Source organism: Rothia mucilaginosa, assembly GCF_964211445.1.
Classification (GTDB): domain Bacteria; phylum Actinomycetota; class Actinomycetes; order Actinomycetales; family Micrococcaceae; genus Rothia; species Rothia mucilaginosa_E.
The window spans coordinates 1-18,001 of sequence record NZ_CAXOQT010000025.1; the positions used below are offsets into that span (position 1 = coordinate 1).

Annotated in this window: 15 protein-coding genes and 1 tRNA gene; 1 reads left to right on the forward strand and 15 read right to left on the reverse strand. The window is 59.5% G+C overall.

Features of this window, described 5'->3' with window-relative positions; genetic code table 11:
- Positions 1–39 precede the first annotated feature (39 nt).
- The 5 genes from AB8E48_RS06915 to mca form a co-directional block, all read right to left on the reverse strand.
- Positions 40–1,257: an MFS transporter gene (locus AB8E48_RS06915; RefSeq protein WP_368886218.1), complete on the reverse strand. Its 1,218-nt coding sequence runs from the start codon at positions 1,255–1,257 to the stop codon at positions 40–42.
- A gap of 468 nt (positions 1,258–1,725) precedes the next feature.
- On the reverse strand, positions 1,726–2,232 hold the full coding sequence (locus AB8E48_RS06920) for an NUDIX hydrolase (protein ID WP_368886219.1): 507 nt from the start codon (positions 2,230–2,232) through the stop codon (positions 1,726–1,728).
- A gap of 127 nt (positions 2,233–2,359) precedes the next feature.
- Positions 2,360–2,887, reverse strand: coding sequence for a prepilin peptidase (locus AB8E48_RS06925; RefSeq protein ID WP_313968778.1), 528 nt, complete (start codon positions 2,885–2,887; stop codon positions 2,360–2,362).
- A gap of 113 nt (positions 2,888–3,000) precedes the next feature.
- Positions 3,001–3,810 (reverse strand): polyprenyl diphosphate synthase, encoded by an 810-nt coding sequence (gene uppS, locus AB8E48_RS06930; protein ID WP_368886220.1) that lies wholly within the window; start codon positions 3,808–3,810, stop codon positions 3,001–3,003.
- A 279-nt stretch (positions 3,811–4,089) separates the two neighbouring features.
- On the reverse strand, positions 4,090–5,061 hold the full coding sequence (gene mca / locus AB8E48_RS06935; RefSeq protein ID WP_303987267.1) for a mycothiol conjugate amidase Mca: 972 nt from the start codon (positions 5,059–5,061) through the stop codon (positions 4,090–4,092).
- Positions 5,062–5,493: 432 nt separating this feature from the next.
- Here mca and greA point away from each other — a divergent pair, with 432 nt between their 5' ends.
- Positions 5,494–5,991, forward strand: coding sequence for a transcription elongation factor GreA (gene greA / locus AB8E48_RS06940; protein ID WP_049355875.1), 498 nt, complete (start codon positions 5,494–5,496; stop codon positions 5,989–5,991).
- A 187-nt stretch (positions 5,992–6,178) separates the two neighbouring features.
- Here the strand turns inward: greA and ilvA are convergent, their stop codons facing one another.
- The 10 genes from ilvA to AB8E48_RS06990 all read right to left on the reverse strand — a co-directional run bounded on the left by ilvA (position 6,179) and on the right by AB8E48_RS06990 (position 17,858).
- A complete protein-coding gene (gene ilvA / locus AB8E48_RS06945) occupies positions 6,179–7,432 on the reverse strand; it encodes a threonine ammonia-lyase (RefSeq protein WP_368886221.1) in 1,254 nt (417 codons plus the stop codon).
- A 233-nt stretch (positions 7,433–7,665) separates the two neighbouring features.
- Entirely contained in the window at positions 7,666–8,943 is a 1,278-nt protein-coding gene (locus AB8E48_RS06950; RefSeq protein WP_368886222.1) for an AI-2E family transporter, read from the reverse strand.
- Between the two features lie 172 nt (positions 8,944–9,115).
- Positions 9,116–10,126 carry a Bax inhibitor-1/YccA family protein gene (locus AB8E48_RS06955; protein ID WP_368886230.1) on the reverse strand — a complete coding sequence of 337 codons (1,011 nt, stop codon included), beginning with the start codon at positions 10,124–10,126 and terminating at the stop codon, positions 9,116–9,118.
- A 197-nt stretch (positions 10,127–10,323) separates the two neighbouring features.
- Complete coding sequence (locus tag AB8E48_RS06960) at positions 10,324–11,208, reverse strand: Cof-type HAD-IIB family hydrolase (protein WP_368886223.1); 885 nt, start codon at positions 11,206–11,208, stop codon at positions 10,324–10,326.
- A 313-nt stretch (positions 11,209–11,521) separates the two neighbouring features.
- A tRNA-Leu gene (locus AB8E48_RS06965) sits at positions 11,522–11,595 on the reverse strand.
- Between the two features lie 261 nt (positions 11,596–11,856).
- The gene (locus AB8E48_RS06970) at positions 11,857–13,242 is read right to left on the reverse strand and encodes an NAD(P)/FAD-dependent oxidoreductase (RefSeq protein ID WP_005506850.1); all 1,386 of its coding nucleotides are present in this window, start codon (positions 13,240–13,242) and stop codon (positions 11,857–11,859) included.
- Between the two features lie 469 nt (positions 13,243–13,711).
- Positions 13,712–15,358 (reverse strand): S8 family peptidase, encoded by a 1,647-nt coding sequence (locus tag AB8E48_RS06975; protein WP_368886224.1) that lies wholly within the window; start codon positions 15,356–15,358, stop codon positions 13,712–13,714.
- A 63-nt stretch (positions 15,359–15,421) separates the two neighbouring features.
- Positions 15,422–16,375, reverse strand: a complete 954-nt coding sequence (locus tag AB8E48_RS06980) for a Ppx/GppA phosphatase family protein (protein WP_368886225.1) — start codon at positions 16,373–16,375, stop codon at positions 15,422–15,424.
- Between the two features lie 154 nt (positions 16,376–16,529).
- A complete protein-coding gene (locus AB8E48_RS06985; RefSeq protein ID WP_313968784.1) occupies positions 16,530–17,129 on the reverse strand; it encodes a DUF501 domain-containing protein in 600 nt (199 codons plus the stop codon).
- Between the two features lie 84 nt (positions 17,130–17,213).
- Positions 17,214–17,858, reverse strand: coding sequence for a septum formation initiator family protein (locus AB8E48_RS06990; protein ID WP_102033969.1), 645 nt, complete (start codon positions 17,856–17,858; stop codon positions 17,214–17,216).
- Between the last annotated feature and the right edge of the window lie 143 nt (positions 17,859–18,001).

The following is an 18,001-nucleotide window of genomic DNA, read 5'->3' on the forward strand; positions in this document are numbered from 1 at the left end:
TGTTCTCTGCCCCGTCATTGAGTTGGTAGCAGGTTCTCACTATTGTTCAACAATATTGAACACTTTGAACTGTTTATAGTGGACCAGCGTGTAGATGAGGCAGAATACAGCCGGGATACTGACGACAAGCGCAGCGTTGAAGGAGCCGAGATGGTCAAGCATCAGTGCTACCGCGCCCATGGAGTACAGCGTTCCTAGTCCAAACACGGCACCGTCAAGGGAGCTGGCACGCCCCAGTAGCTCATTCGGTGTAATGCAGTCACGCAGATTATTGGAGAAGATGAAAGCTGATGCCCATCCTACGTCCAGAATGAAGAGCAAGGCGCCGAGCACTACGGGGTTATTGCTGACGGTGACGAGCGGTATTCCGAGCAGGGATACGACATTGGCGACCAGCAGCATTCCTCGTGTGTTCTCGAAAGAGAGGAAACGATCGATGATGAGTGCCGCGACAATACCGCCGATACCACTGCAGGCCATAATCATGCCTACCACTGAGGCTTCAAAAGTGAGTTCCTCGTACAGGCGGTAAATAATGATGAGTGAGTACGATGCCGTAGCTGCCGCCAAGAAGAACGTGTAGACAAGGATAAGTCTCTGCGGGGCGCCGGAGAACATGTATTGGATACCGTCAAACATGCGGTGAATAAACCCATGTTGTGCGGTTTCGCGTTGCTCAGTTTTAGCTTCCATCTCTACGGATGGCAACGTCGCGTATGAAATAGTTGCCGCTCCGAAAAGGAGCACCGGGACGATAAGACCGACCGTTGCACCCGCGACAAGAACAATAAATCCTGCCGTAGGGGGCGCAATGATTGCGGATATTCCCTCGCAAATTTCACGACGTGCATTGTACGAAAGAAGGTTTTCTCGTCCGAGAAGCTGCGGAATATATCCTGCTTCTGAGGCAGCAGCCAGCTCGGAGAAGACACCGCTCACAAATCCTAGTGCGGCGATGGCGAACCATGACAGCATATGCTGCTCAATCATCAACGCCAAGGTAAGGATGCTGAGGATGTTTACTGCCCCGGCAATCACAATCATAGGTTTTCGAGGCAAACTATCCGATAGGGTTGCTAGCGGATATGCCAAGGCGATATTGGGGATTTGCATGGCTACCGCCATCACGCCAGCCAGCCCAATTTCGCCTGTACTAGCGAGAATCGCAATGGGTAGGGCGAAGGAATATATTCCTGTACCTACCAGAGAGCCAATAAGGGCTACGTAGATTCTCCAGGGTATTTTGTGTGTTGTCATGCCTTACTCCTTCCAGGACGCGTCAAAATAGCGACCAAGAATTGCGATGAACACAATGAGCCTAGTTCACAGAAAAATGGCATGCCTTAAAGATTTATAGGCAGAGTAAAAGGAAAGCGACCACGCTCACCAGAACATCACGTGAACGGATTTTTTCGGGTTACTGACTAATACGGGGCCGTCACTCCCAATGTAACCCGCGTCATACATAAAGCATCTCATGCACACCACTCATAACTCGATGCACAGGCACAACTTAAAGTAGAAAAGACATAAACAAGGCAAAGCCACAGCAAAACTTGGGGTTTTAGCTCTTCAATCCCACAGAAAAACAGGAAGAACCACCCAATAACATGTAACAAACTGTCACAAAAATGAGGGAGGAGCGACTCGCCATGACGGCGGGTCGCCCCTCCCTCTGTATATACACGCCTCATTCAGCGGCTTTCACGAAGTCTAGTAGCCGGTCTAGAGGTCCTCCGGCGGTACCGACTCCATACCAAAACGGCAGTGCCCGTCATAGTTCAGCGCCGCATCAATACGGTCCAGCATCCGCTCCGAAAGCAACGCACGCTCCGCAGAGTCGGACACATCCACCCAACGCACCTGCGAAGATTCCTCATCGTTCACCTTCGCCTCACCGGAAACCCAGCGGCACAAGAACGTATGATCCAAGAACTGGCAGCGGTCACCATTACCGAACTGCATGGCCGGATCGGCCTTCACCTGCGCCAGCTCCAGCACCTCAATCTGCACGTTTGCCTCCTCCTGCGCCTCACGCAGGCAGGTCAGTGCGGGGCTCTCCCCCGGGTCCACAATGCCCGTAATCGGGGTCCACGCCCCGTTATCGCTACGGCGCACCAGCAGCACCTTAGAATCCTGCTCACGGTACACCACAGCCGTCGCGCCGGACAGCCACAGGTAATCCGAGCCAATCCGCTCACGCAGTTTACGGATATAGGGAGGAGTAGGCATAACATCAACCTTTCAAAAGCCCCGGCAGTTCAGCCGAGAAATAGGTGCTAGAGAGCAGAGCGAACAGCCGCGAGCCGCATAAAGAACGAGCCCACCGCTAAGCCGGACGGTCACCCCACTTCGGAATCTACCACAGAGAATACGCAGGAGCCGCCAACGCCACCAGCGCGCCCAAAAGCATAAACGGGCCGAACGCAATGCGGGTGCTACCGCGCGCCTTCGTGAACAGCACCAGAGCCAGGGACACCAGACCACCAGCAAGGAACGTCACCAGCGATGCCCAGCCCAGGTTCGCCCAGGACAGATACCCGAGCACACCGCCCAGGATGCCGGCGAGCTTCACGTCCCCGCGGCCCAGCGCGCCGAAGGACAGAATACGCAGAAGCCCGTAACAGAACCACAGCACCAGACCGGCACCAATCACGCGCCAAATATCGGCTGGGCGGCCCGCAAAAAGCAAAGACACCGGCAGAGCCGTATAGGTGGCAATAGCCAGGGGAATTAGGATGCGGTGCGGCAGACGGTGCTCCCGCACGTCAATACGCCACAGCCGCAGGGCGCACCACAGGAAATACAGCAGGTAGCTGCCGAGCACCAGCGCGGCAATAACGGAGGCGCCACCTGCGTGGTAGAGGCGGGAAAGCTCAGCGAGCATAAAACGTCCATTCTGTAATGCTGGAGGCTGTAACGTTGGAAACTGTACTACCGGAGGCTACCAGCCGAGAAACACAATCCGACGGCGCTAGACCCATAGCCTCTAGGAAGCTTCTAAGAGCCGAAGCGGCGGGAACGGTTTGCGTAGTCCCGCAGGGCACGCAGAAAATCAACGCGCGTGAAATCGGGCCACAGGGCACGGCAGAAATAAAACTCAGAATACGCGCTCTGCCAGGTCATGAAACCGGACAGACGCTGCTCGCCCGAGGTGCGAATCAGCAGGTCCGGGTCGGGCATGTCGGAGGTGTACAGGTGCGAAGAAATATCCTCAACGCTCAGCTGTTCAGCAAGCGAATCCAAGGATGCGCCCTTCTCCGCGGCCTCACGCAGAACCGAACGGACCGCGTCCACAATCTCCTGGCGACCGCCATAACCGACCGCAATGTTCACACGAACACCCGGCAGGTGCGCAGTCTGCTCAATCGCCCAGTCCAGGCGCTCGTGCAGCTGGCGGGGAATCAGGTCAATATTGCCGATGGCACGCACCGGGCCGCAGGCGGACTCCACCAGGCGCACCAAGAACGCATCAATCACAGCGACCAGACCGGTCAGTTCCTTCTCGGGGCGCTTCAGGTTCTCGGTAGAGAGCATGTACAGGCTCACCTGCGGAATCGACAGCTCAGTGCACCACGCCAGAAAATCAATAATTCGCTCCGCACCGGCGGCGTGGCCCTCACGGGTGCTCAAGCCGCGCTGAGCCGCCCAGCGACGGTTACCGTCCACCAGCACTCCGATATGTGCCGGCAGGGATTCGGGGCTCAGCGAGCGCGCCAGAGCCTGCTCATAGACGGTAGGCTCAGTGACAGTACCGGGGTTGCTGGCGTGGCCGTGCACAGTAATCACGGGCAGGGCGTTGGCGCTCATAGCTCATACCTCATTCGGCTGTCGTGGCAGATAATTCAGAGGGCTCCTAACGAAAGAGCCCAAGCTCTTATTCTACGCCGCCGCACCGTACCTTCGCGGCAATCGGCATCACGGTTGGGCTGAGAATCGGCTCAAAATTTGTGGCGGCTGCTGGCGGCATGCGGGGCACGCGCAGGGGCGGCACACGTCGTGCGCACAAGAAGAGCTGATGCCCTTCACCCACGATTCATATCGCGGGTGAAGGGCATCATTCGCTAACGTGGGGCGATGCGCCCCAACCTAGATAACGTAGTAATCGCTCAGGCCCTCATCCAGGCTGGATTCGGGCAGCTGAACCTCAGCGTGCGAGGCAGCCAGAGTGTAGTCCTCCCAGGGCCAAATATCCTTTAACTGTTCACTGGGAACGGCGAAGAACACGCCGTTCGGGTCCACCTGCGAGGCGTGCGCACGCAGAGCCTGATCGCGCTGCTCAAAGTGCTCAGTAACCAGGATGCGGGTCGTAGTCTCGTGGCGAGGCGCCTCACCCGACGTTGCGCGGTGCGCAATATTCTCAATCCAGCCGCTCAGCAGGCTCTCACCGTGCGTATCAAGCAGATGCTCGTGCAAGGCGAGGGTGCGTTCCGGGTTGAACGCGCGGTCGTAGTAGAGCTTCAGCGGGGTCCAGGGCTCACCCTCACCCACGTACGCCTCGGGGTCGCCCGCCTTCTCGAATGCCTCAACGGCAACCTTGTGGGTCATGATGTGGTCGGGGTGCGGGTAGCCGCCAATCTCGTCATAGGTAATGATGATGTGCGGGCGGTACTCGCGGACCAGGCGCACCAGCGGCGCGGCGGCACGGTCCAGGGGCATGGTGCCAAAGCTGCCGAAAGGCAGAGGCGGCATCGGGTCGCCCTCGGGCAGACCCGAGTCGAAGAAGCCAATCCAGCGGTGCTCAATGCCCATAATCTCGCGGGCAGCCGCCATCTCGGAGCGGCGCAGACCCGGCAGGTCACGGTGCGCGCGCGGGCTGTTAGCAATCTCCTCGTTCAGGATGTCACCGCGCTCGCCGCCGGTCATCGTCGCCACCATGAAGCGGGCACCACGGGCAATATACGCCGAAGCGGTACCGGCGCCCTTAGAGGACTCATCATCCGGGTGGGCGTGCACGGCGAGGATGCGCAGACCGGTGTAGTCCTCCTCCAGCGGTTTGATAGAGTCCACGGGAGGGTGAGTCGGCAGGTTTGCCTTCAGCTGTTCGATGGCTTCGCTCACGGTATGTGTCCTTTAGTTGATGCGGCCAGCGCGGATGGGCGGCTGATGTGTCTGTGATTCGCGAATGCGAGCGCCACACTGCGGAAATTTTACGTGTGTAGCTTCTCGTATGATACCCAAGGACAGCACCGGTGCACTAGCGCAGATGACGCCGTGTGACATCGTGAAACGTGCCGTCATATCCGCGCAATCACTTGGTAACCAGCCGGCAGAAACCGCCACCAGGTTCAGCTACCGGTATGCGCCCCGGCAAGGATGCGCTCAGAGGGGAAGATACGGCCGGCATAACAGCCGAAAATCCTCCGGTGCTCTAGAATAGGTCTGTTGATTCATTCCGTTACCGGCACCGCCGCCCCCTTTCTGAACGCGGCACGCGGTAGCGGGTTTATTCGTTTCGCACCGGCAAAGCCGGCGCATAAGCAAAGGACACGCATGGCTGAAAACACCGGTGCATGGCTCACTCAGGACGCCTTCGACCGCCTCACCCAGGAGCTGGAATACCTCTCGGGCCCGTACCGTCAGGAAATCGTTGACCGCATCGCGCAGGCACGCGATGAGGGTGACCTCCGCGAGAACGGCGGCTACCACGCGGCACGCGACGAGCAGGCTAAGAACGAGGCGCGCATCAAGCAGCTCAAGCACCTGCTCGAAACCGCACAGATTGGTGAGGCACCCGTTGACGACGGCGTGGTCAGCCACGGCATGGTCATCGAGGCTGAGGTTGCAGGCCGTACTCTGAAGTTCCTGCTCGGCTCCCGCGAAATTGAGGACACCCTCCCCGCAGGCACCGACCTGAAGGTCTTCTCCGAGAAGTCTCCGCTGGGCGCCGCAATCATGGGTGCTAAGCAGGGCGACGAGGTTTCCTACACCGCCCCGAACGGCAAGGAACTGAGCGCCAAGATTGTCTCCGTGACCCCCTACCAGGGCTAAGCGGTTAGCTAAGAGGCTATGGCTAAGAGACAGCGTTAGCTTTAGAACAAACAGTGCGGGGTGCTGACCATCAACGGTCAGCACCCTGCACTGTTTTTGTTGACCCGGTTTTGTCTATTGAATTGCATTCTGCCTATAAGGCTCAGACGCAACTACTACAGCTCGCCGGCTCAATAAATATATCGGCTTAGTAGACGATGATGGGCTTGAAACCCTCATCCTCCAGGGCAGAAATGACCTGGCGGCAATGCTCCACGCCCTTGGTCTCCATGTCGATCGTAATCGACACGTCACCCATGGACAGCGAACCACCCACGCGGGTGTGGTCCACACCGGTCACGTTCGCATCGTTCTCAGAGATGATGCGGGAGATGGTCGCCAGCTCACCCGGACGGTCAGAAAGCATCATCTTAATGGTCATGTAGCGGCCAGCCGCAGACAGACCGCGCTGAATCACCTTCAGCATCAGCATCGGGTCAATATTGCCGCCGGAGAGCACGCACACGACCGTACCGAGGTCGCCGTACTCTTCCTTCAGCTTGCCGTTCATCAGCGCCGCCACGGGTACCGAACCAGCAGGCTCCACCACGAGCTTGTTACGTTCCATCAGGAAAATCAGGGCGCGAGCAATATCGTCTTCGCTCACGGTCGCCACATCGTCCACCAGCTCCTTGATGATAGAGAAAGGCATCTGGCCGGGACGACCCACCGCAATACCGTCAGCGATAGTAGAAACCTTCTTCAGCGGCACCAGAGCATCCGCGGCCAAAGACAGCGGGTACGCCGCCGCGTGCTCCGCCTGAACGCCAATAATCTTAATCTTCTTGCCGAGCTGCTGCTCCTTCGCACGGATAGCAGCCGACAGACCGGCCAGCAGACCACCGCCGCCAACACCCACAATGACGGTGTCAACGTCCGGAACCTGCTCCAGAATCTCCAGACCGATAGTGCCCTGACCCGCAATAATGTCTTCATTATCGAAGGGGTGCACGAAGACCGCGCCGGTCTCTTCGGCGTAGCGCTTCGCCTCCGCCAGAGCCTCATCCACGGTCACGCCGTGCAGCTCAACCTCGGCACCGTGGTCGCGGGTCGCAGTAATCTTCGGCAGTGCCGCACCCAGCGGCATGTAAATACGAGCCTTAATGCCCAGGCGGTCCGCCGCCAGAGCCACACCCTGAGCGTGGTTACCCGCGCTCGCCGCCACGACGCCGCGCTTCTTCTCCTCCTCGGAGAGCTTCGCCATACGCACGTATGCGCCGCGCACCTTGAAGGAACCGGCACGCTGCAGGTTCTCGCACTTGAAGAAGACCTCGGAACCGAGGCGCTGGCTCAGCGCACGCGAATGAGCGACGGGGGTGCGTTCAATAACGCCTTCGAGCAGCTCTGCGGCACGTTCAATGTCGGTGAGGGTCACGGGCAGGGAGTCGAGATCTACGCTCACGGGTTTTCCATTCTGACGGTGCGTTGTCCCGCGGGCGCGGGATGGTGATGTATTGCTCATCCCATTTTAGAGGATGGGTACAGCGAAGGGGGCTACCCGGTCGCAAGTAGCCCCCTGGCGAGACACCGCCGTAGACGGCATCGCGGCCGGCGGTATCGCCGGGACGAGTTAGCGGTGCGTTATCGAGGGTGGCGGGGTGCCCTACGCCAAAACCTCCCGCTCGATGCAGGCCCCTAGTCTTCGGAGGAGTCCGAAGCCTCGGAAGCCTGGTTCTCAGGCTCCTCAGCCTTCTGACGGCTCGGCACCCGGGAGGCCAGATTCTTGACGCTCTCCTGCCGTTCCTGGGCCTTCTCCTCAGCCTGCTCGCGGCGAGCCACCTCGTGCGGGAAGAGGAACTCCTCATCGCGCAGGCTGGGATCGTGTTCCCAACCGCGATTCGCCAGGTAACGCACCACCGCGTTGACCACAGCCAGAGTCGGCACGGCGAACAGAGCACCCACCGCACCAAAAATCATGGAACCGCCGGCCACCGAGAAAATAACCGCCAGCGGGTGCAGGGAGACAGCCTTACCCATAATGAGCGGCTGCAGAATGTTGGATTCGAGCTGCTGAACCAGCAGAACAATACCGAGCATAATCAGCGCCTGCACCGGGCCCAGAGCAACCAGCGCCAGCAGCACAGCCACAGCACCGGAAATGAGGGCACCAATCACCGGAACGAAGGAGCCGAGGAAGACCAGCACACCCAGCGGGATAGCCAGCGGAACACCCAGAATTGCGGCACCAATACCGATGCCGATAGCGTCAATAGCCGCCACCAGAATCTGAACGCGCACGTACGCACCCAGGGACTTCCAACCCGCGCGACCCGCACCGTTGACTGCGGCACGCGCGTCCTTCGGGAAGAGGCGAGTGACGAACAGCCAGATACGCTCACCCTCCATCAGGAAGAAGACCAGGGTAAACAGGGTCAGCAGGGTGCCGGTTGCAACCTCAGCCGCAGTCGAACCCACCTGAGACACACCGTGCAGCACGGAGCTGGGGTTATTGGTTACAGCGCTCTCCATCTGTTCCAGCAGCTGGTTCAGCTGGTCTGCACCGAACTCGTAGCCGAGGTTCTTCAGCCAACCAATCAGCTGCTGGTAGCCCTGCATCGCCTTATCCGCCATGGACACAAAACCGCGCAGAATCTGCTGACCGGTCAGCGAAATAATACCGGCGAGCACCAGAATCATACCGATTTCGGCAATAGCCGCCGCGCCACCGGCACGAACGCCCTTCTTACGCAGAAGCATCACGGCGGGGCTCAGCAGAGCCGCCAGCAGCAGAGCCACCAGAAGAGAAATAACCAGCAGGGAGACGTGCCCCAGGCCCTTCCAAAGGATCCAACCGGCACCGGCAATCATAATGATGCGCCACGCCCAAGCACCAGCAACTTCCATAGCAAAAGGCACCCGGTAGCCGCGCTCCTCCTCGGCTACATGCTCTTCTGCAACAGGTGTAATTTTCACGGTGTCTCCAACTCGTTATCGGTGTCGCGCCCGCGCGGGGCAGCTTCGGCTGCCCCAGCGGAGGCGGTATGTGGTGATGTTGTTGCGCCCCTCCCCTGCGCCTCGATACATCGGGGAAGTAAAGCGGCAAAGGCGGCGGCACCATCACGGTACCGCCGCCTCATAACGAGCTTTAGTCGTTGCTAAAGATGCTTGCCAGGTACATGAGAACACGCAGGATCTCAACGTACAGCCAGACCAGAGAAGCGGTCAGGCCGAAAGCAAGGCGCCAGGACTCACGCTCGGGCAGGCCAGCCTCCACAGCTTCGGAGGTGGTGGTGAAGTCCAGCAGCAGCGAGTAGGTTGCCAGCGCAACAGCGAACAGGCCAACAACCAGGCCCAGCGGGATACCACCGATCGAGAAGCTGTTCAGCGAGGAACCGAAGATACCCGCGCCCAGGATCGAGATGAGGCCGTACACCAGGTAACCAATAGCGCCAATCATGAAGATCTTGTTGAGCTTAGGAGTTGCGCGCAGCTTGCCGTTCGCGAACAGTGCCAGAGTGGTACCTGCGACCACGAGGGTTGCCAGAACAGCCTGGACAGCCACGCCGGGATAGCGCATATCCACAACAGCGGACAGGCCACCGAGCAGCAGACCTTCCATGAGCGCGTAGGTCATGACCAGAATCGGGGAAACCTTCTTCTTGAAGGAGTTCACCAGGCCCAGGACCAGACCGCCAACCATGCCCAGGAGCAGCAGCACCGGTGCATGCCATGCAACGGCGGCACCGACAGCGACCAGACCCAGGTTGATACCGGTCTTGACCATGACATCGTTCATGGTCAGACGCTCACCTGCGGAAATGGGCTCCGAGTAGGTGGGAGCCGCTACGCCGTAGTCAGCCTCACCGTACGGCTGGCCGTACTGTGCCTGCTGGTCATACTGGGGCTGGCCGTACTGCTGACCATAGGGCTGCTGACCGTACTGGGGCTGACCGTATGCGTTCTGACCGTAGCCCTGCTGGCCGTACTGGCCGTAGGACTGCTGACCGTACTGACCGTAAGTCTGCTGGCCGTAGCCCTGCTGCTGACCGTACGCCTGCTGGTTGTTCTGCTGAGACTGCGCACCAAAGCGACCGAAACGAGAGTCACCCTGAGTGGCATTCTTCGTCATTGAATTCAGAAGCGGATTTCCCGCCATCATGCTCTCCTTAAACGGGTACAAAACTAATTCTGTTAATTCTATCAGATAGATCCTGCGCTCACGGGCGTTGTTCGTTACCAGCAAGGGCTTCTAGCGACCTTGCCAGAATATTTCAGGGCGGTGTTTACCTGAGGTTCACCCAGGCCCACACCGCCCCACACGCAGACCCTCCTGCGCGCCTCTTTGTGAAGCGTCTAGTGCGAAGCTTCCAAACGATCCAGCAGCTGTTCCAGATACTCCAGAACAGCCTGTTCCTCGTTCGTGCCAATCACCTCGTCGGCAGCATTCCGCACAACCTCCGGGGCGTTAGACATGGCGACGCCCCAGCCCGCGTAGCGAAGCATCTCCATGTCGTTCTCGCCGTCACCGAATGCAAGAATGCCCGCCGGATCAGCATCCAGACGCTCGCACAGGTCCTTCAGGCCGGTTGCCTTGTTGACACCGGTACGCACCAGATCAATGGCACCGAAGCCGCTAACCATCGGAGTGACGGTCTGCGGAAGAACCTCACGCAGATAAACGCTCAACTGCTGCGTCTGCTTAGGCGGAGTCAGCAGCGGGAACTTAATAGGTGAGCCCTCAAAATCTTCAATAGAGTCAACCATGACCGAGCCGGGGAAGAAGAACGCCGCAAAGTCCTCCAGGGTGAGGGTTTCGGGGAGTTCCTGACCAGTGTCTTCAAAATAGCCGCGAATCATGTGCACAATCTGGTCGCAACGATCCTTGGGCAGGTAAATACCTTCGGTGGTGCACACCAGCAGACCGATTTGGTCTAGCCCCTGAACGATTTCAATGACGCGCGGCACGTCTTCATCCAGGAAGGGATGCACGGCAAGCTGGCCGCTGTCATCAGCGAGGTACGCGCCGTTCTCAGCAATGTAGGTGAGGCCCTGGTTTTCGAAGCCCCGCATATAGTCCTGCAGTTTGGCATGGGTGTTGCCGCTCGCCACGACGAAGTGGATCCCCTGCGCCTGCAGGCGGGATAGGATGCGCGAGAAACGTTCGGTGTCGAACGTTTTGGAGTCGGTGAGGAAGGTGCCGTCCATATCGACAGCAATGATGGAGGGTATAGTCTGCATGCTGTGCCTTTCTGCCCCTGCTACCCCATTCAGGTTGGGGTGTATCTGTGGCTGTGTCTCTTCTAGGGTCTCACGTTTTTAAGCTCCGGAAGACGGTATGCGGGCGTTTTTGAGAGTGGAGCCCACGGGTACCATCGCTTCCTTCGAGCAGGTGGGCATCCCCATGGCAACCGAACTGGTCAGGGGCATCGTCTTTTACCCCCCCCCCAAAAAAACCCAGACATGTAAACCTTCAAACACGCGAGCGGCGACTCCTCCCCTACGGGAAGAGCCGCCGCCTATCTATACCGCACGCCTACGCATGTCTATACCGTGCCCCCACTGGGACTCGAACCCAGAACACAAGGATTTTAAGTCCTCTGTCTCTGCCAATTGGACTATGAGGGCGTATCCCGAACAGTCCGGGACACAAATATTTATTATTCCACGAAAACGCACCCGAACCTAAGCAGAAACACATTTCAAACAGTTCCCCGCACCCCGCCGTAGCAAGCATCATGCAAAAGCACTGGTGGGCGGCTAAGCTAGACAGCTCGCAAGCACTCAGGCACACAATGGGCGGTGCGAAAGACTAAAGTCTTCCACACCGCCCATTGCTTTATCTCAAGTGCGCTATCTCAGGGAGATAGACCCCTAAGTCAGGCTATTTTAGAGCTTTGCCTTCTGGCGTGCCGGTGCGGTACCGGTTGCTTCCTGGAATGCCAGGCGCGGGGAGCGCTGGTGGCGGATCGAGGAGGTGTCGCGACCGAAGATCTGGTTCAGAGCCCAGGTGGTCATAACGCGAACGGTGCGCTCGGTGGTGGGGATTGCAGAGCCGTGGTAGCCGCGGTGCATGATCCATGCCAGCGGGCCGCCAATGGTCTTGCCCTTGAAGTTTGCAACGCCCTTCCACAGGCCCAGACCTGCCACAACACCAATGGTCTCGTGGTAGTAGTCGGTCAGGGGCTCGCCGCGGCGAGCAGCCAGCAGGTTCTTAGCCAGAACAACAGCCTGGCGGGAAGCGTGCTGAGCGTTGGGAACGCAGAAGCCGCCCACGCCGCCACCGGAGAGATCCGGAACAGCTGCGTTGTCGCCTGCAGCCCAAGCACCCTCGACCACGCCGTCGTCGCCGGTGACGCGCAGGTCTGCGCTCACGCGAACGCGGCCGCGCTCGTCAATCGGGAAGTCGGTGTTCTTCAGCATCGGGGATGCTGCCACGCCTGCGGTCCAGATCAGGGTGTCGGTCTTGATCTCGCCTGCGGGGGACTTGTCAGCCATGTTGATCAGCTGCAGGTTACCGTCGGTTGCGTCGGAGAGGGAGGTGTTCAGCAGGATCTCGATGCCGCGCGCACGCAGCTCTGCAACGACCTTCTCTGCACGGTCTGCGGGAACCTCGGGCATGATGCGCGGTGCAGCCTCAATCATGACGAAGTGCAGGTCGGAAACGGAAAGACGCTCGTTGCGCTCCACAGCAACGCGTGCCATGTCCTCGAGCTCGGAGATGGTCTCAACGCCAGCGAAGCCACCACCAACAATGACGAAGGTCAGGGCACGGCGACGTGCCTCAGCATCACTGAGCATGGATGCAACCTCGATGCGGTCCAGAACCCAGTTACGAACAGAAACTGCCTCTTCAATGGTCTTCAGACCGATAGCAACCTCTGCCAGACCCGGAATCGGGAATGCACGGGTCACTGCGCCTGCGCCGAGGACGATCTCGTCGTACTTCAGCTCGAAGGGCTCACCGTTGTCGGTGGGCTCCACAACAGCGGTGCGGTTTGCGTGGTCGATGGAGACAACACGGCCCGGAATCAGCTCGGTGTCGCGCAGGTGCTGGCGCAGCGGCACAGTTGCGTTACGGCCTTCCATGGAACCTGCTGCAACCTCGGGGAGGAAGGGCTGGTAAGTCATGTAGGGGTTCGGCTCAACGATGGTGACAACGCCACCGGTCTCCTTGATAGCCTTCTGAATCTTCTTAGCAACGGTGAAGCCGACGTAGCCGCCACCGACGATCAGGACGCGAGGACGGTCCTGTGCCACCTTAGTGAATGCCATTTTGTTACTTCCTAGTCTTTAGGTACCGAGGTTCGGTAGCCCCGGTAGGGTGGTATGTGCAACTTTCGGCTCGTTCCGAAAGCTCCCCTGACGTACAAACGGCCCGCTCTGGAAGTCCTTGCGCAACGCGAAGTGGCTAGCAGCACGAGCCTGTCTATCACATACCTGTTGTCTTCTATTTTACGCCTTTGTTTAGGTAATTTCGCACTTATGGTCCCTTTGAGCTGACCCTAAGTTAAAAGTTTTGAAGATATGAACAGGGTTCATCTCGTGATGCGGGTTACGGTCAAAATTACCCTTTCCGTTTTTTACGCGGCATGTTCGATATTTTCGTTTATTGATGCGTGCCGTCTTCCGAAACTTAGGTTCCAACAACAAAGCCCGGGACCAACTCAAAAGTCAGCCCCGGGCGAACAGAAGAAGCTCCCTCAGAGAAGAAAAACACCGGCAACCCAGACTCGCAAGAGCCCTAACGAGTCCCCTTCCGGGCACCCTGCTGCGACCCCACAGAAACGCGACGCTTTCCGTGATGAGTACCCGGATGATGTGCCATCTCACGAGCCATCCGCGCAGCCTGCCCCGCACTCACATGCATCCTATGCAAACGATGCACCGAACCAGCCGTAATAATCGTCAGCCACAACGTCAGCGCCGCCAAAATCACCGGCGGCAACCAGCCACGATCCTCCGGAGGGCGACGCGCATCCGGCGCAGCCGCCTTCACAATGCTCTCACCCTCCTCATGGACCGGCGCAGCGTCACTCGGAGTCGGCTCACTCACCTGTTGCTTACGATGCACAGCAATCCACTCAGAAATCGAGCCCAGCGGATTTGCCGTCACCGTAGGCGCAGGCAAAGCCATCGCATCCTGCGGGTTAAACACGCCGTAACCGTACAAGGGGTCACGGCCCGTCGCACCAGCGTCATCAGCCGAAGCAATCAAACGCTGAGCCAGCTGAGCCGCCGACTCCTGCGGATACTTCTGCTTCAACAACGCCGCAACACCCGTCACCAGAGGGGCTGCCGCCGAAGAACCCGACCACAGCATGTACCCGTTACCGGGAGCCGCCGCAATCATGTCCGTACTCGGAGCAACCACAGCAATCGAAATGCCCTGGGTCGACGAGCCCTCAGAAACCTGCTTATTCCGGTCAATACCACCCACAGTCAACACGCCAGGAATCGTCGCCGGAGCACCAACCTGAGTCAAACCGCTACCGCGGTTACCCGCAGCCGCAACAATCAGCACGCCCTTCTGCTCCGCATACGCAAAAGCCTCATCCCAGCTCTGCGGCCAGCTCGTCTTATTCGAACCAATCGACATGTTGATAATCTGAGCCCCGTGGTCGACCGCATAACGCACCGCCGCAGGAATCTGCTCATCAATGCTCTTACCACCGGTCGTACCCATATTCAGCGAAATCGGCAGAATCTTCGCTTCGGGAGCCACACCAATCATGCCGGTCGGTTTACCCGGCTGACCCGCAATCGCAGAGTAACCCTGCGTATCGTGACCGTGACCGGCAATCAGAGAAGCGACCTCCGTGCCGTGCATCGGCTCAGCGCCCAGGCCTTTCCAGCCGTCCTCGCTACCCACGCCCGAGACATCGGTACCGCGCAGAACATTACCCTCAAGATCCGGGTGAGTACCATCCACGCCCGTATCAATCACAGCAACCGTCACGCCCTTACCCGTAGCCTGCGACCACAGCGACGTAATACCGTACTCCTTCAGCCAGTACTCGCGGTGACGTACATCGTCGCCATTTGCCGTATCCGCACCCTGACTTGGAGTTGCCGAGGTCTTCGGCACCGCAGTACCCGACGGCGAAGGAGTCGCCGTCACCTCCCTCTTCGGGCTCGGCGACGCGGAAGGCGTCGGGTCCGTCGCCCAGGCAGCAGGCGCCAGCGGGGTCCACAGCGGCAGAAGAGTCAACGCGGCGCTAGCACCCAATGCAGCAACCCTGCGGGCGCGGCGAGAGGCGCCTCCGGCAGAAACAACCGAGGCGCGCGAGGCGGATGCACGAGACGCAGAAGCAAAAGACGGCGCAACAAACCAGCCGGTCAGGGGCATACCTCGCCGACGCTCAGAACGAAGATGCTCAGAACGAACCATGAAAACTCCTCAAGCTGAGCCGCGCCGTGAACCACCATCGGTTCACGGCGCGAGCGCTCAAGCCTACAGCTGGGACAGAGCGATACCGTCCAGAATGTCGTGCTCGCTGACGGTCACCGAATCAACGGCACCATCAGTCATCTCATTCAGACGGGTCAGGATGCGGGCGTAAATCGTCGCGCCGGCACCAATCACATCCACCCGGCCCGGGTGCATGTAGCCGAGCTCCTCGCGCTCCTGACGGTTCAGCGAAGCCAACCAGCGGGCGGTCTTCTGAACGGTCTCCACAGAGAAGCTCTGAGCGTTAATAGCCTCAGAATCGTAGCGGTCCAGGCCCAGGGCAGCAGCAGCTACAGTGGTTGCGGTACCAGCCACAGCCACCACGCGGCGTGCATCCTGCAGGGGCACAGTCTTACGCGCAACCTCAAGAGCCTCATCAGTATCAGCCTCAACGCGCGCAATCTGCGATTCGGTCGCCGGCGCGTTCACCATGTGACGCTCGGTCAGGCGCACGCAGCCAATGTTGACGCTACGGGAAGCCTTCACGCCGGACTCGTCACCGAGCACGAACTCAGTCGAACCGCCGCCCAGGTCGAACACCAGGGTGTCGCCATCGCCGTAACCGACAGCACGCACCGCGCCAGCGAAGGACAGCGCAGCTTCCTCATCACCGCTGATGACCTCGGGCTCAATACCCAGAATCTCACGGATGCCGTCCACGAACACCTGACGGTTACCCGCATCGCGAGTCGCACTGGTCGCCACGAAACGCACCGAATCAGCGCCGTGCTCCTTCAGCAGCTGCGCATACTCACGAGCCGCCGCGAAGGTGCGGTCCAGCGCCTCCTGCGCCAACCAGCCGGTCGCGTCAACGCCCTGTCCCAGACGCACAATGCGCATCTCACGCACCACGTCCTTCAGGACGGTCTTCTCGACCCCGTCCACCACCTCAGTAGTGGAATCAGCAATCAGCAGGCGAATAGAGTTCGTACCGCAGTCAATCGCTCCAACGCGCACGGTGGGTTCCTTTCAGGTCTTCAATACCAATCAGTGCCAAAAGGCAACGCGAGCGCCGCAGGCGAAAACTTTTCGCTTTTCGGCGCTCTTTCTTCTATCTATTATGCGCCCGCACCGTCGCTGACGACGATGCGGGCGCACCAGAATCAATTATTTAGGCTTCTTCACGCCACGCCGGGTCGCAGGAGCATACCTCGGGGGTCCACCACTCGGCGATAGCGTCCAGACCGCGGTCACCCATCGGGTTCACGCCGCGACCCACCGACAGGGTGTGGCCGATGACAGCGTGCAGGCACTTCACGCGGGTGGGCATGCCGCCGGCAGAGATGCCGTCAATCTCCGGAACCTCTTCGGTACCGCTGATCAGGCGGATGCGCTCACGCTCAGCCAGGTAGTTCTCGTGCGCGGCAGCGTACTGTGCCGCCAGGTCGGTATCCTCAGCCAGAGAGTCGGTCATCTCGTACATCAGACCGCCCGCCTCCAGACGGGAAGCCGCAGCGGTAATCACCGGATGCGCCAGGTAGAACACGGTCGGGAAGGGGGTGCCGTTGCTCAGGCGCGGCGCGGTAGCAGCCACGAGCGGGTTACCGCACACGCAGCGTGCCGGAATCTCGATCACGTCGCGGACCTTACGGCCCAGCTGCGCGGAGAGAACGCGGATGTCCTGCTCGGTGGGGGTCAGGGTTTCAACAGTTACGCCGAAGCCGCCGGGGGTGCGTGCTTTCAGCTCTTCAATGGTGTTTTCGGTGCTCATAATCCTAAGTTTCTGGAACGAGGGGTCACCTCGTCCACTAATGCCGGGTGCTTGCCTGGGCAGGGTTCCTGCCGGCAGCTGGGGCTAGTTCTTCTCGAGAGAATTCCAAACCTTGGTGGTCCAGGCTTCCTCGGGGGCGTTCTTCGCATTCGCAGAAGTACCGTCCGCCTTCGTAGAGTCCTCGGTAATGCCGGTGACTACGTAGGGGGTGTCCCCGGGGTTCACGTAGTAGAGGCGGCTACGTGCCTGCTGGCGAACATAGTTGTCGTCGTTCCACCAGGTCTGCTCCGCCTTCAGCTGAGCGTTCTCCTGCTGTAGCTGAGAAATGTGCGTGTTGATTCGCTTAATTTCCCGGTCCTGGTCAATGTAGGTGACCACCGGGTATGCGGTACCGAGCGCAATCACGCCCACCACAACAGCCGTCAGGAAGCTACGACCGGAGAACATGTGAGCCGCCACGGGGGCGTCATATCCGCCTTCTTCACGGCCCTGCTGCGCCGCGGCGCGGCGGCGGGCACGTTCCTCACGGCGAGCCTGCGCCTGACGTTCACGCTCAGGATGACGCTGGTTCAAACCCACACCAAAGAAGAGGGCGCTTGCCTTCTTCATCAGGGAGGTGCCGGCTTCCTTCGCGGCGCCACGCGGTTCTTCGGAGGTGGTAGCGCCCTGAGCGGGTTCGGTGGAACTCGTAGAGTGCGACCGGGTCTGCTGGTTTGCTCGCTGGCTCATTGCCCTATCCTTCGTTCCTTCTGTACCGCTAAACGCTTCCTTCATATTCTACCGGGTTCGGAAGGCTTCCCCGGCGCTATGTTGCAGGCGCTACATGCGGCATCGTGTGGGCTCCACCTCGTGCGCTGTCGCCGTTACTAGCC

Excerpts from the sequence above, each read along its gene's own strand:
- AB8E48_RS06990 (WP_102033969.1), bottom strand. The coding sequence starts at position 17,858 with ATGAGCCAGCGAGCAAACCAGCAGACCCGGTCGCACTCTACGAGTTCC.
- AB8E48_RS06970 (WP_005506850.1), bottom strand. The coding sequence starts at position 13,242 with ATGGCATTCACTAAGGTGGCACAGGACCGTCCTCGCGTCCTGATCGTC.
- AB8E48_RS06955 (WP_368886230.1), bottom strand. The coding sequence starts at position 10,126 with ATGGCGGGAAATCCGCTTCTGAATTCAATGACGAAGAATGCCACTCAG.
- AB8E48_RS06975 (WP_368886224.1), bottom strand. The coding sequence starts at position 15,358 with ATGGTTCGTTCTGAGCATCTTCGTTCTGAGCGTCGGCGAGGTATGCCC.
- uppS (WP_368886220.1), bottom strand. The coding sequence starts at position 3,810 with ATGAGCGCCAACGCCCTGCCCGTGATTACTGTGCACGGCCACGCCAGC.
- AB8E48_RS06915 (WP_368886218.1), bottom strand. The coding sequence starts at position 1,257 with ATGACAACACACAAAATACCCTGGAGAATCTACGTAGCCCTTATTGGC.
- AB8E48_RS06985 (WP_313968784.1), bottom strand. The coding sequence starts at position 17,129 with ATGAGCACCGAAAACACCATTGAAGAGCTGAAAGCACGCACCCCCGGC.
- AB8E48_RS06920 (WP_368886219.1), bottom strand. The coding sequence starts at position 2,232 with ATGCCTACTCCTCCCTATATCCGTAAACTGCGTGAGCGGATTGGCTCG.
- greA (WP_049355875.1), top strand. The coding sequence starts at position 5,494 with ATGGCTGAAAACACCGGTGCATGGCTCACTCAGGACGCCTTCGACCGC.
- AB8E48_RS06960 (WP_368886223.1), bottom strand. The coding sequence starts at position 11,208 with ATGCAGACTATACCCTCCATCATTGCTGTCGATATGGACGGCACCTTC.
- AB8E48_RS06925 (WP_313968778.1), bottom strand. The coding sequence starts at position 2,887 with ATGCTCGCTGAGCTTTCCCGCCTCTACCACGCAGGTGGCGCCTCCGTT.